A 12994-nucleotide genomic window follows, 5' to 3' on the forward strand; every position below is an offset into this window, starting at 1 on the left:
CGGCCGGCAACCGGGCTGGAACGCGCCGGCGCCGACCGCATCATAGGGCGGACACGACAAAGCCCCCGCCGAAAGCGGGGGCAAAGCCGTTGTTAATGCGCCGTGAAGCTGAGTCGACTGCGCAGGATGATGGCCTCGCGGCTAGGAATTTGCCTTTTGGTAGGCTTCCTGAATTTCAGCCTGGATACGTCCCCGGCTATTTACCGCATAGCCGTTGTCGCGGGCCCACTGACGGATCTGGGCTGAGTCCTGATTCCGTCCGCTTGTGATTTTCGTGCGCGTGGCGCGTCCGCTTGATGTCTTGCGTGCGTGCGTTACAAACCGCTCCACTGCAGAGCGGAGTTCTGAAGCATTACTCGACGACAGGTCGATTTCATAACTGACGCCGTCAAGGCCAAACCGGACAGTCTCGTCCGCGGATCCCCCATCCAGATCATCAACGAGGATGATCTTTACTTTCTGTGCCATAAAGACTCTCTTTCCAAAAGGACGAGCGTTTAGAAAAGCAGGATGTATCTGTAAAAAGTATCCTCCGGTTTACGGCAGCGAGTCAAAGCGGAAAACTTTTTCCAAAGGAAAACCACAGGCCGGAATAGGGCGCTATAAGTTCTTTCCCGGGAATTTGCTGTCCGTGGGGCCGGCATCCCCGTCCCTGTTATGCGCTTCGGCCTCCGCTTGGGCACGGGCTTCGGCCTGCCGCTCGGACTTGTCCGCATTGAAAATGGCTTTCATGGCAAACCAGAAGATCAGGCCGACAACGACGGAGGGCAGCAATACGGCGATGTAGTCCATGCTCAGTGTCCCTCGGGCTTCAGCAGCGGGAAGAGGATGGTTTCCCGGATGCCCGCGCCCGTGAACAGCATGACCAGCCGGTCGATGCCCAGGCCGATTCCACCCATGGGCGGGGCACCGTATTCCAGGGCCCGGAGGAAGTCCTCGTCCAGTTGCATCGCCTCGACGTCGCCGGCGGCGGAGCGGCGGGACTGTTCGGTGAGGCGTTCGCGCTGGATGACCGGATCGATCAGTTCGGAGAAGGCCGTACCGCGCTCCATGCCGCCAATGATGAGGTCCCAGGCCTCGATCAGCCGGTGATCCTCGCGGTGCTGGCGGGCCAGCGGCTGGGCGGAGGGCGGGTAATCGTAGACGAACGTGGGGTTGAGCAGGGTCGGCTCCACCAGCTCGCCGAAGAGCTCAACGACGAGCTTCTCGGCGTCCCAGTTGGCATCGACCTTGACCTCGTGCTTGGCGGCCAGTTCCAGCAGCTCTGAGACTGGGGTTTCGGGGGTGATCTCCCGGCCCACGGTTTCGGAGAGCCCCGGGTACACGGCCATCCAGGCCCAGTCGCCGTCGAGGTTGATTTCGCCGTCCTCTGTCTGCAGGACACGGCCCACGCCGGCGGCGTCGGCGGCGTCCAGGATGATCTCCTTGATCCGGTCCGCCATAACGAATTGGTCGGCCCAGGCCTCGTAGCTCTCCAGGGTGGTGAACTCGGGACTGTGGGTGGAGTCCACGCCCTCGTTGCGGAACACCCGGCCCATGTCGTAGACCCGGTCGATTCCGCCGACCACCGTGCGCTTGAGGTACAGCTCGGTGGCGATGCGCAGCGTCATCTTCTGGTCGAAGGCGTTCATGTGCGTCTCGAACGGCCGCGCCGTGGCGCCGCCGTGGACGAGCTGCAGCATGGGGGTTTCCACCTCGACATAGCCCTGCCGGTGCAGGGTCTCGCGGATGGAGCGGGTGATCGCGGCCCGGGTGTAGACCATTTCACGGGCCTCGTCGCGGACGATCAGGTCCACGTAGCGCTGGCGGACACGGGTTTCCTCATTGAGCTCGGCGTGCAGCACCGGCAGGGGGCGCAGCGCCTTGGACGCCATGGACCAGGACTCGGCCATGACGGAGAGCTCGCCGCGCCGGGAGGAGATGACCTCGCCCTTGATGAAGACGTGGTCACCGAGGTCCACGAGCGACTTCCAGTCCGCGAGCGCCTCCTCGCCGATGTTGGCCAGGCTCAGCATGACCTGCAGCCGCACTGCCTTGCCGTCCAGGCCGCCCTCCTGGAGGGTCGCGAAGCACAGCTTGCCGGTGTTGCGGATGAACACGATGCGGCCCGTCACCCCGACGAGGTCGCCGGTGGTTTCGTCGGCCTCGAGGTGGGCGTACTTTTCGCGGATCTCGGTCAGCGAGTTCGTGCGCTCAACACCCACCGGATAGGCCTCGACACCGCGCTCAATGAGCCTGGCGCGCTTCTCCATGCGGATGCGCGTCTGTTCGCTGGCGTCGTGGTGCTCGGCGGCGGGGTTCGGGACGGGGGTGTTTTGGGAAGTCACAATCCCCAAGTTTACCGGGAGTTCCGGCCGCTCAGGTTCTGCCCGGACGGGGAGCGTGCGGGAATAGACTCGGGGCTGTGGAGACATGGACTATGAGGACCGACGACGGCGAGGGCCACCTCGAACTGCACACCTTCCGGCCGGGCGAGCGGGTGCAGCCGGCCAACGGCGGGGAGGCGGCCCAGACCGGGTCCGGCGTCGTCATGGTGCACGGGACCCTGGTCACCGATGCGCTGTACCGCCCGTTCGCCCGGAAACTAAGTCTCCTGCTCGGACAGCCGGTGCACTGCTACAACCGGCGCGGACGCGCCGGTTCCTCTCCCCAGCCCGCCGACTACTCCGCGGCGACCGAGACCGCTGATCTGACTGCGGTGCTGCGCGAGACCGGGGCGAGCGACGTCGTCGCGCACAGCTACGGCGGCTTCGTGGCGCTTCAAACGGCGCGCACCCTGCCGATCCGCCGCATGGTGACCTATGACGCGGCCGTGTCGCTCGCCGGGAACCTTAACCGCCGCTGGCGGCCCGAACTGGAGCGTTCGGTGGCGGCCGGCAAGCTGGACCACGCCTGGGCCCATCTGGTCCAGGGACTCGAGACCGCGGGTCCGGTTTCCCGGCTGCCGCTCGGCGCGCTGCGCATGCTCAGCATCCTCTCCGCCCGGACCAGCCTGGGCGCGGAAATGCGGGAACTGCTGCCCACCGCCGTCGCCGAAATGCGCGCCGTGCTGGACGCCGACGCCGAACTGACGGACTTCGCCGCGGTGACCACACCCACCCTGATGCTCAGCGGCGGCTGGAGCCCGGCCTATTTCGGCGAAACCGGGCGGGAGCTCGCGGCTGCCGTCCCTGCCCTCAGCTTCGCGGTGGTTCCGGGGCAGCTGCATGAGGGGCCCATCCGGCCGGGAAACCGGCTCGCCCTCACGACAGCCAGGTTCCTCCTTGGCGGCACCGGGACCGCCGCCGGAATCCCGGTACGCTTACCCGGACGCACGGCCGGACGGCGGCGGATGATTCCGGGCCGCTGACGGACGCCGGGTCCGGCGCCGCGGACCGGTTGCCGCGACCGGCAGCAGGGCCGCCGGCCCGCTAGAATCGGGGGCGACGCCTTTGAAAGGACCCCCTTGGCCAAGCTCTACTTCCGCTACGGCGCCATGAACTCCGGCAAGTCGACCGGGCTCCTGCAGGCGGCGTTCAACTACGAGGAACGCGGCCAGCGGGTCCTGCTGGCCAAGCCCGACGTCGACACCAAGGGCGACTCCGACGTCGTGTCACGGCTGGGCATGACCCGGTCGGTGGACTTCGTGATTCCCGCCGGAGCCTCCGCCCGGAAACTCTTCGCCGCCCAGGCCGCCGGAGACGATCCCGACGCCCTGCTTGAGCACGTCGACACCCAGGCTGTGGCCTGCCTGCTGGTGGACGAGGCCCAGTTCCTGGAACCGGAACAGGTGGACGACCTCTTCCGCATCGCCGTCCTCGACAACGTCCCCGTGCTCGCCTACGGAATCCGCACGGACTTCCGGACCCGCGCCTTCCCCGGCTCGCTCCGGCTCCTTGAGATCGCCCACACCCTCGAAGAGCTCAAAACCATCTGCCGCTGCGGCCGCAAAGCCATCTTCAACACCCGTCGGGCCGGCGAGCACGTGGTGTTCGACGGCGACCAGGTCGCCATCGACGGCCAGGATGTCTGGTACGAATCGCTCTGCGGCTCCTGCTACCTCGAGGTCTCCGGCGGCCGGCTGGGCAGCTAGCGGCACTGCGGGATTACTGCACTGCGGCGCGCGCTCAGCTAGGCTCGGAACATGACCCGCGAGAACATCAGAACACCCGACGGCGGAACGATTGAGCTTTTCAGCACGGGCGCCGAGCTCGCCTCGGCGGGTTCGGGCATCGTCGTCGTGCCTGCCTCGATGGTGACGGCGGCCGACTACACCCGTTTCGCGCAGAAACTCAGCGCCTCGCTGGGCCGGCCGGTGCACACCTTCAACCGGCGCGGCCGCGGCTCGTCCTCCCCGCAGCCGGAGGACTACACCCTGGACGTGGACATCCACGACCTGGACGCCGTCATGAAGCACACGTCCAGCACGGACGTCTTCGGCCACAGCTTCGGCGGGGCGGTGGCGCTGCACGCGGCCCGCACCCTGCCGGTGGAACGGTTGGCCGTGTACGACCCCGCCGTGTCCGTCAACCACAGCGTCACCGCGGACTGGACCCCGGAGTACGAGCGGGCCACGGCGGCCGGGGACGACGACCGCGCCCTCGCCGTCCTGCTCAAGGGCCTGGAGACCGGCAGCGCACTGTCCCGGATGCCGCTGTCCATGCTGACGCTGGCGAACAAACTCTCGGCAGGCACCCCGATCGGCAAACAGCTCCGGGAGCTCATGCAGACCGGTGTCCGCGAGATCAAGGCCATCATCGCCGCCGACATGCCTGCAGAACCGTTCCTGGAACTGCCGCTGGAAACGCTGATCATTGTGGGCGAGAAGAGCCCCGCCTACTTCGGTGTGGCCTGCGCCCAGATCCACGACGTGCTCTCCGGCTCGAGCTACACGATCCTGCCGGGAATGGGACACGACGGCGTCAACAAGGCCCCGGACCGGCTCATCGCCGAACTCAGCGCGTTCTACGCGGGCTGAGCCTGGCCCTCCAGGCGGATCCCGGCGATGTGCTTAGTTCGTGGAGGGGGACTCTGCGGGGGCGGTTTTGCGCATCAGGGCGGAGAGGACGACGGCGGCGACTGCTATGACTGCGGCCGTCAGGAACGCGGCGTGCATGCCCGCGACGATGCCCGCGCCGGCCGAGACCACTGCATAAATTGAGACCAGAAGCGCCGTGCCGGCGGCCCCGGCCACCTGCTGCAGGGTGCTCATGATGGCCGAACCGTGCGAATACAGGTGCGGCGGCAGCGGGTTCAGCCCGGTCGTGAAGGCTGGCGTGAACAGGAGCGCGAGGCCAAGGCTCAGGCCAACGTGCAGCGCGATGATCCAGCCGACAGGCGTCCCGGCGTCCAGCATGGAGAGCTGCCAGAGGGATGCCACCATCAGCGCCGAGCCGATGAGCGTCAGGGGCAGGGGGCCGACCTTGTCGAAAAGACGGCCGATAAACGGTCCCAGAAGGCCCATCGCGAGTCCCCCGGGCAGCAGCACAAGGCCCGTCTCCAGCGATTTCAGTCCGCGGATCTGCTGCAGGTACAGCGGCAGCAGGATCACCGCCCCGAACAGGGCGATCATCGCCACCACCAGCAGCAGCACGGATACCGTGAACATCCGGAAGTTGAAGGCGCGCAGGTCCAGTAGCGGCCCTTCGGCCTTCTGCAGCTTCAACTGCCGGAGCACGAACACCAGCAGCGTCAATGCTCCGACGGCGAGCGCCACCACGGCGGGGGCGCCCGGACCGCCCTGTCCGCCCCCGATCTGGCTCAGGCCGTACACGAGCCCGCCAAAGGCGGGGACCGTCAGCACGACCGAGAGGCCGTCCAGGCGGGTCTTTTCGGTCTCGCCGATGTTGGTCAGGTACTTGGCGCCGAGGCCGAACGCTGCAAGGGCGATCGGCAGGACAAAGACGAACATGAACCGCCAGGAAAAGTGTTCCAGGATCAGACCCGAAACGGTGGGGCCCATGGCCGGCGCCACTGAGATGGCGATGCTCACGTTGCCCATCACCGCGCCGCGGCGCTCCACCGGCACCAGGGTGAGGATGGTGGTCATCAGCAGGGGAAGCATGATGGCCGTGCCGCCGGCCTGGACGATGCGGGCCGCAAGGAGGACTTCGAATCCCGGCGCCAGGGCTGCCAGGAGCGTGCCGCCCGAGAACAGTCCCATGGCCAGCATGAACACGGCACGGGTGGACATCCGCTGCAGGATGAACCCGGTTGTGGGAATGACGACGGCCATGGTGAGCATGAAGCCCGTGGAGAGCCACTGGACGGTCGGGGCGTCAATCTTCAGATCCACCATCAGCCGCTGCAGGGCGACGTTCATGATGGTTTCGTTGAGGATCACCACGAAGGTGGCCACGAGCAACGTGACGATGATGGTCACGGATTCGCGGGACATCTTCTGCGTTGCCGTGGCGGCGGCCACCTTGGTCTGCGCAGGATCGCGGTGGGCGGTTGGCGAGATGTCTGTAGCCATGGTGTTCCCTCAGGGAGTTCGGGGCGGTTCCGGCGCATCAGTGCTGCCTCAGTTTCCAACCGTCTGGCTTGGCGGGTAATTCCCGTTGCTCCGGTAATTCCGGCGGAAAAATAGCAGACGCTCCCGCAGCTCCTGCGAAAAAATGGCGGACGCTCCCGCAGCTCCTACGCCACAAGTGCGGGAGCGTTCGCGTCGGACCCGCCACAACTGCGGGAGCGTTCGCGTCGGACCCGCCACAACTGCGGGAGGGTGGCATCCCCGCGGTCGATCGGTGCTAGGAGGCCAGCGGAACGTTGTCGATCAGGCGCACCGGTCCGACCTTGGCCGCGATAATGGCCAGGCCCTCGCCGCGGAACGGGGTGTCCTTGCAGTTCTCGGCGAGCGGCTCAAGGGTTCGCGGATCCACGACCTCGAAGTAGTCCAGCCCCACGAGCGGCTGCGACTCGACAAGTGCCTGGGCAGACTCCACGTCCAGGGGTTCACGGGCGTTGGCCCGCTCCTCGATCAACCGGAGGGCCCGGGACAGCACGAGGGCCGCCTCGCGCTCCTCGTCCGAGAGGAACCGGTTGCGGCTGGACAGCGCGAGCCCGTCCGCGGAGCGCACGATCGGAACAGCGACGATCTCGACCGGGAAGTTCAGATCCTCCACCATGCGCTTGACCAGGGCCAGCTGCTGCGCATCCTTCTGGCCGAAGTAGGCCCGGTACGCCGGAAGGCCAGTGCCGGGAAGGCCGGTACCGGGCATCCCGTAGTGCAGCAGCTTCGCCACCACGGTCAGGGCTCCGTCGAAGTGTCCGGGGCGGGAGGCGCCCTCCCATTTCTCGCCCAGTGGCCCCGCGGTGATGCGCACGGAGGGTTCCCCGTCTGGATAGACCTCGTCCACGGAGGGGGCGAACACGAGGTCCACGCCCTCGGCGTCGAGGAGGGCCAGGTCCGCATCGAGCGTGCGCGGATACCGTTCCAGGTCCACGGCATCGCCGAACTGCAGCGGGTTGACGAAGATGCTGGCCACCACGACGTCGTTCTGGGCGACGGCGGTTCGTGCCAGCCGGGCGTGCCCCTCGTGCAGGGCGCCCATCGTGGGCACGAGCCCTTGGGATGTCCCGCCCTTGTGCCTCAGCAGGCGCGCGCTCTCGGCGCGCAGCTGGGCCGGCGTGGTCACGAGTTGGATTGTCACGTCAGGGTCCTTCCGGGGCATCAAGCGCCTCGCTGATGCCGTCAAGTTGCTCCGGCTTCAACAGTCCGCGGCTTCCTGCCCGGCGGGCAGTCGCCCGGGCCATGGCCAGGTACGCCTCCAGAATATCGCCGTGGGAGCCGCCGTCGTGCTCCCGGAGCGCCTCGGCGTGCGCGGCCACGGTGCCCGTGTCCCCGCGCGCCACGGGCCCGGTCAGGGCAGATTCGCCCGAGGCCAGCGCGTTTTCGAGGGTGGCGCGCAGCAGCGGTCCGAGCATACGTTCGGGGGCGTCGACGCCGACTTCGCGGAGCAGCTCGGAGGCCTGCGCCACGAGCGTGACGAGGTGGTTCGAGCCGTGGGCCAGGGCCGCGTGGTAAAGCACGCGGTCAGCCTCGGCTATGGCGACGGGCTCGGCACCCATCTCCACCACGAGGGCCTGGGCGATCGGCAGCATCGCGGCATCAGCCGTGACGCCGAAGGTGCAGTCCAGGAGCCTCGTGAGGTCCAGGCTCATTCCGGTGAAAGTCATGGCCGGGTGCAGTGCGAGCGGCACGGCACCGGCGGCCCGGACCGGATGCAGGATCCCGACGCCGAAGCGGCCGGATGTGTGGGCCACGAGCTGGCCCGGCTGCCAGGCGCCCAGGGCGGCGAGGCCGTCCACAAGCGGGCCCAGGGCATCATCGGGGACTGCCAGCAGGACGAGTTCGGCGCGCTCCACAATGTCCTGCACGTCCAGGATGGGGACGCCGGGCAGCAGGGTTTCGGCGCGTTCGCGGCTCGCGTCCGAGAGGGCGGACACTCCGATAATGGCGTGCTCGGCTCCGCGGAGCGCCGCCGCCAGGACGGCACCGACCCTGCCGGCCCCGATGATTCCGACGCCGAGGCGTCCTGGCTTAGCCATGGTGCGGGCCTTCCTTAGGGGTTTGTTGGTCCTCAGCCGCCGGCTGCGCGCCGAACAGCGCGCCCACCGGCCTGACCGGGTCCAGCCAGTGTTCGCTGGTCTGGCGTTTCCGTGCGGCACGGGCGCGGGCGGACTGCGCATCGAGCAGCGCCCGGCCTTCGTCCAGGCCCGCCTGGACGAGCCGCGGAGAGACCGGGCCGGCCGTGGTGTGCAGGACCAGGTCCGCCACCCTGAACCGCCGGGCCAGCGGACCCTGCTGCAGCGCGATCGACTGCGTGCGCTGGTGCGGTACCACGACAAGATGCCGCCACCAGCGGCCCGACCTGAGCAGCAGGGCTGTGCCGGTGGAGGCGAAGCCGTTACGACGCCACCCCAGCGGCGCCAGGAGGCGGGCGCGGCGCGGCGTGGTGACGAAGCCGCCGTCGTTCTCCTGCGCGGAGGCGGTTTCCGGTGACCGGGTGGCGTCGGCCATCCCGGTGAGGCCTGCCGTGAAGATCCGCACCGGTTCCGGGGTCCCGGGATCGGGCAGCACGAGGGCGAGCATGGCCAGCACCTCGGCGAGGGTCCCGACGGGCAGGAGCGTGGTCCGGGCCGAAGCTTCCCGGTTGTTTCCGGAGGTGCCGTATCCGGCCACGTTGACCTGCATCCGGTACCAGCCGAGGATCCGCCACAGCGGCGGCTGGCTGACCTGCAACGCCTGGATCCTGCCCGGCGGCAGGGTCTGCGCCTGGGTGTCGAGCAGCCCGTAGCGCAGCCGGATGCCGTCCGGAGAAATGGCGGCGGTAAAGTTGTAGCCCTTGTTGAACGAGGACCAGTAGGCCGCCACCAGGCCCAGGGCGGCAGGAATCAGGAAGAACGAAAAGCTGCGGTTCTCGGTGACGGCAGACAGCGCCACGGACACGACACCGGCCGCCGCAATAGTGACGCTCTGCTCGCTCAGGACCAGCGACCCGACAAGGCGCGACGGCGGCACGGTCAGCACTGCCCGTTCGGGCGCCTCCGCAGCCCTATCCTCCGGACGGCCGGGTTCCGGCAGCACTCCGGCGGCACGGGACAGGATCGTGGCCCGGAGCTGCGTGGCCTCCGCCGTGCGGAGGTAGGCCAGGCGCATCGCGGATACGCCGGCGTCGGCGACTTCGAACCTGAGCTCGGCCAGCCCGAAGATCCGGGCCAGTAGCGGCTGCACGATATCGATCGCCTGCACCCGGTCCAGCCTGGCCTGGCGCTGCTGCTTGAAGAGGAAGCCGGTGTTGACCCGTACGTAGCCGTCCGCCACCTGGTAGCGGGTGAAGTACCAGGTCAGGAGGTAACCGAGCACGCCCAGCAGCAGCATGGCGCCCCCGCCGAGCAGCAGCCACGGAGCACGCCCGGCGAAGCGGTCGTCGATGAGGGGGCCGCCCTGGAGGAGCCGCTCAAAGGTGTCGCGGCCAAAGAAGAAGGCGATGGCGGCCAGTGCCACCCAGCCACGGACGAACGGCGATGCCGGGTGCACGCGCAGCCAGCCGCCGTCGGACGGTTCCGCCGTACCGGCCCCCTGCCGCGGGGCAATTCCGGTGCCGCCCTGTGTCACTTCGGTCCCTTCACGGCAGTCGTGTCACAGACCGGCCAGCCGGGCTTCGCCCCGGGCCGACAGCTGCTCGCGGAGCCGCGCGCCTTCACTCGCGGGCAGGCCAGGAATTTCCGCGTTGGTCCCGGCGGAGGCGGTGTGCAGCTTGAGGGTGCAGAGACCGAGCGCGCGTTCCACCGGCCCCGCCCCGATGTCGACATATTGCATGCGGCCGTAGGGGACCACGAGGGTGCGCTGGAAGAAAATCCCGCGGCGGATCAGGAGGTCGTCCTCGCGCTCTGCGTAACCGATGGAACGCACTTGCCTCGGGATCAGCACGAGCCGCCAGATGGCAAGGAGCAGCAACACCGCCGGCACGGCGACGGCCAGCCACAGCGGGGGCCACACCCATGCGGCTGCCAGAACGAAGACCAGTGGCAGCGACACGATGGCCACCACGATCAGGTTTCCGAGGGCCCAGCCGACGAGGCGCACGGTGACGTACTTGGGTGAGACCCGAAGCCAGGCGATGCCCGGCGGATCAATCGCCTCGGTAGGCATATTCGCCTTCCGCCGAGGGTTTGCTGCGTTTGCCCTGCCGTCCGGGAACCGTTTCGGCGTCGCCGTCCTCGGGCGGGATCCGGCAGAACCGCTCGACGACGAGGCCCACGACGATCATGACCAGACCCCCGCCGGCCATGGCGAGCGTCTGCCAGGCGATGTCATGGTTGCTCCGCAGGTTCCAGAGACGCAACTGGTCCATGAAGATCCCCGCGTGCCAGCCCAGCAGCACCGTGCCCGTGTAAGCGCAGGCCTGGGCCAGGACGAGGGTCCAGGCCGCCAGGATGGGGTTGAGGATTTTCTTTTTCTTGCCGTTGCGCCACCGGAGCACGCGGATGCCCAGCACCAGGGTGAGTGCCACGATCACGCCCATGGTCACCAGCCCGGTGAGCGGCAGCACGGGGGTCGCCATGCTGTAGCGGCTCGTCAGGAGGGTCGCGAACCAGCCTGCGGCGGCCACTGCCACCGCCATAATGAGCAAGACCAGGGGGTTGGTGAGCTTCACGGCAACTCCACGGCGTCGGCCCCGGCGTTGACGTCCTGGAAACCGTCGAAGGGTGCGAGGTCGGCGAAGTCCGCGGCCCTGGCGGCGAGGTCGCCCACCCGTTCGCCGTTGAGTTCCGCCGCGGGATCGATCAGCGACCACGGATACAGCACGAAGGCACGTTCCGCGGCCCGGGGATGGGGCAAGGTCAGTTCGGGGTCCGCACTCACGATGTCCCCGTAAGTCACGATGTCCACGTCCAGAGTCCGCGGCCCCCACCGGACCTCACGCACCCGCAGGTGTTTGCGTTCCACTTCGTGGCAGTGCCGCAGCAGTTCCAGCGGGGACAGGCTCGTTTCCACGGCGATCACCATGTTGAGGAAGTCCGGCTGGTCCGGCGGCCCGCCCACGGCCTTCGTCTGGACGATCGGCGAGATGGCGAGGAGGCGGACCTCCGGCGGATCGACGAGGTCCGCGACGGCCGCGGAGAGGGTGTCGCTGCGCTCCCCGAGGTTGCTGCCGAGCGCAAGCACGGCCCGCGTGTAGACCGGGCTCATCGCCGCTCCCGGTGCACGCTGACGGAGACGTCACCGAATTCGACGTCGATCGGAGCCTTGGGCTTGTGCACGGTGATGTCCACGGCGGCCACCGCGAACTTGGCCAGGACGTCCTCGGCGATCCGCACGGCCAGGGCTTCGATCAGGTTCAGCGGCTCCCCCGTGATCCAGGCCTTGATGCAGCCGGCCACTTCGCCGTAGTGTGCGGTGTTTTGCACGTCGTCGCTCGCGGCCGCCTTGCTGAAGTCAAGGTGCAGCACCGCGTCGACGATGAACGGCTGGCCGTTCCGGCGTTCGAACTCGAACACCCCGTGATGGCCGACGGCGGTGACGCCGGTCAGCGTGATCTGGTCCATGGCGGCCGGATCAGCCGTGGCCGGGGGCGGGCGGTGTAGTTGCCGAGGGCGCCGGGGGTGCCATGCGGGCGGCGACCTTGACCGCGTCGAGGCTTGAGCCGACGTCGTGCACGCGCACGGCCCAGGCACCGCGAAAGGCGCTGATGGCGGTCACGGCGGCGGTCGCGGCGTCGCGTTCCTCCGGCGGGGCGGCCTTGCCGGCCACCGCCAGGAGGCTGCCCAGGAAGCGCTTCCGGGACCCCGCCACGAGGACCCTGTGGCCCATGGCCTGCAGGACGTCCAGGTGCTGCAGCAGTTCCCAGTTCTGCACATCCGTCTTCGCGAACCCGAGGCCGGGGTCCACGATGATCTGTTCCGGTGCCACACCCGCGGCGTAGAGCTTGTCCCGGACGCCCGCGAGCTCGGCGGCGACGTCCTCGGCCACGTTCCGGTAGTCCGTCAGTTCGTTCATGGTGCTGGCGTCGCCGCGGCGGTGCGTGAGGATGTACGGGGCCTTGGTTCGGGCCGCCAGCTCCGCCATTTCCGGCTCCATGGTCAGCCCGGAGACGTCGTTGATGATCGCGGCACCGGCCTCGAGGGCCTTGGCCGCGGTGGCGGCATGCGTCGTGTCGATGCTGACGAGGGCACCGGCCTTGACCATCGCCTCGATCACCGGCAGGACCCGGCGCTGTTCCTCCTCGACGCCGACTGCGATCGCGCCGGGGCGGGTGGATTCGCCGCCGACATCGATGATGTCAGCGCCTGCGTACAACATGCGGAGTCCGGCCGCGATGGCGGTGTCGGCTGTCGGGTGCTTGCCGCCGTCGCTGAAGGAGTCGGGGGTGACGTTCAGGATTCCCATCACGAGGGTCCGGTCCGTGGGCAGGTCCTGAAACCTCGCTGCCGGGCGCGGTTTGCGCAGTACGGGCATCGGCGAGGTCGCGGGTCCGGTCCCAGGGGCTGCAGCTAAGGAGTCCATAGT

Annotated in this window: 15 protein-coding genes; 3 read left to right on the plus strand and 12 right to left on the minus strand. The window is 68.3% G+C overall.

Annotated features, from left to right (window positions below; translation table 11 throughout):
* Positions 1 to 141: 141 nt before the first annotated feature.
* From AC1DCZ_RS10730 to lysS, 3 genes are all read right to left on the minus strand, one after another.
* Positions 142 to 468: a histone-like nucleoid-structuring protein Lsr2 gene (locus tag AC1DCZ_RS10730; RefSeq protein WP_476896681.1), complete on the minus strand. Its 327-nt coding sequence runs from the start codon at positions 466 to 468 to the stop codon at positions 142 to 144.
* Between the two features lie 132 nt (positions 469 to 600).
* Complete coding sequence (locus AC1DCZ_RS10735; protein ID WP_476896682.1) at positions 601 to 792, minus strand: hypothetical protein; 192 nt, start codon at positions 790 to 792, stop codon at positions 601 to 603.
* Between the two features lie 2 nt (positions 793 to 794).
* Positions 795 to 2327: a lysine--tRNA ligase gene (gene lysS / locus AC1DCZ_RS10740; RefSeq protein WP_476974561.1), complete on the minus strand. Its 1533-nt coding sequence runs from the start codon at positions 2325 to 2327 to the stop codon at positions 795 to 797.
* Positions 2328 to 2404: 77 nt separating this feature from the next.
* Here lysS and AC1DCZ_RS10745 point away from each other — a divergent pair, with 77 nt between their 5' ends.
* From AC1DCZ_RS10745 to AC1DCZ_RS10755, 3 genes are all read left to right on the plus strand, one after another.
* On the plus strand, positions 2405 to 3349 hold the full coding sequence (locus AC1DCZ_RS10745) for an alpha/beta fold hydrolase (RefSeq protein ID WP_476974562.1): 945 nt from the start codon (positions 2405 to 2407) through the stop codon (positions 3347 to 3349).
* 96 nt (positions 3350 to 3445) lie between these two features.
* Positions 3446 to 4072, plus strand: a complete 627-nt coding sequence (locus AC1DCZ_RS10750) for a thymidine kinase (RefSeq protein ID WP_476896685.1) — start codon at positions 3446 to 3448, stop codon at positions 4070 to 4072.
* A 51-nt stretch (positions 4073 to 4123) separates the two neighbouring features.
* Positions 4124 to 4957, plus strand: a complete 834-nt coding sequence (locus AC1DCZ_RS10755) for an alpha/beta fold hydrolase (protein WP_476896686.1) — start codon at positions 4124 to 4126, stop codon at positions 4955 to 4957.
* A 33-nt stretch (positions 4958 to 4990) separates the two neighbouring features.
* Here the strand turns inward: AC1DCZ_RS10755 and AC1DCZ_RS10760 are convergent, their stop codons facing one another.
* The 9 genes from AC1DCZ_RS10760 to folP form a co-directional block, all read right to left on the minus strand.
* Positions 4991 to 6454, minus strand: coding sequence for a DHA2 family efflux MFS transporter permease subunit (locus AC1DCZ_RS10760; protein ID WP_476974563.1), 1464 nt, complete (start codon positions 6452 to 6454; stop codon positions 4991 to 4993).
* Between the two features lie 274 nt (positions 6455 to 6728).
* On the minus strand, positions 6729 to 7631 hold the full coding sequence (gene panC, locus AC1DCZ_RS10765; protein WP_476974564.1) for a pantoate--beta-alanine ligase: 903 nt from the start codon (positions 7629 to 7631) through the stop codon (positions 6729 to 6731).
* Position 7632: 1 nt separating this feature from the next.
* On the minus strand, positions 7633 to 8529 hold the full coding sequence (locus AC1DCZ_RS10770; protein WP_476974565.1) for a Rossmann-like and DUF2520 domain-containing protein: 897 nt from the start codon (positions 8527 to 8529) through the stop codon (positions 7633 to 7635).
* Positions 8522 to 10099, minus strand: coding sequence for a PH domain-containing protein (locus AC1DCZ_RS10775; protein ID WP_476974566.1), 1578 nt, complete (start codon positions 10097 to 10099; stop codon positions 8522 to 8524). The genes AC1DCZ_RS10770 and AC1DCZ_RS10775 overlap by 8 nt, the downstream gene beginning before the upstream one ends.
* A gap of 24 nt (positions 10100 to 10123) precedes the next feature.
* Positions 10124 to 10636, minus strand: coding sequence for a PH domain-containing protein (locus tag AC1DCZ_RS10780; RefSeq protein ID WP_476895763.1), 513 nt, complete (start codon positions 10634 to 10636; stop codon positions 10124 to 10126).
* Positions 10617 to 11141 carry a DUF3180 domain-containing protein gene (locus AC1DCZ_RS10785; protein WP_476974567.1) on the minus strand — a complete coding sequence of 175 codons (525 nt, stop codon included), beginning with the start codon at positions 11139 to 11141 and terminating at the stop codon, positions 10617 to 10619. The genes AC1DCZ_RS10780 and AC1DCZ_RS10785 overlap by 20 nt, the downstream gene beginning before the upstream one ends.
* Positions 11138 to 11677, minus strand: coding sequence for a 2-amino-4-hydroxy-6-hydroxymethyldihydropteridine diphosphokinase (gene folK / locus AC1DCZ_RS10790; RefSeq protein WP_476974568.1), 540 nt, complete (start codon positions 11675 to 11677; stop codon positions 11138 to 11140). Before folK ends, AC1DCZ_RS10785 begins: the two co-directional genes overlap by 4 nt.
* Positions 11674 to 12033: a dihydroneopterin aldolase gene (gene folB / locus AC1DCZ_RS10795; protein WP_476895766.1), complete on the minus strand. Its 360-nt coding sequence runs from the start codon at positions 12031 to 12033 to the stop codon at positions 11674 to 11676. Before folB ends, folK begins: the two co-directional genes overlap by 4 nt.
* 10 nt (positions 12034 to 12043) lie before the next feature.
* Positions 12044 to 12991, minus strand: a complete 948-nt coding sequence (gene folP / locus AC1DCZ_RS10800; RefSeq protein ID WP_476974569.1) for a dihydropteroate synthase — start codon at positions 12989 to 12991, stop codon at positions 12044 to 12046.
* Positions 12992 to 12994: the final 3 nt, after the last annotated feature.

This window comes from Arthrobacter sp. 10N418, from assembly GCF_056394725.1.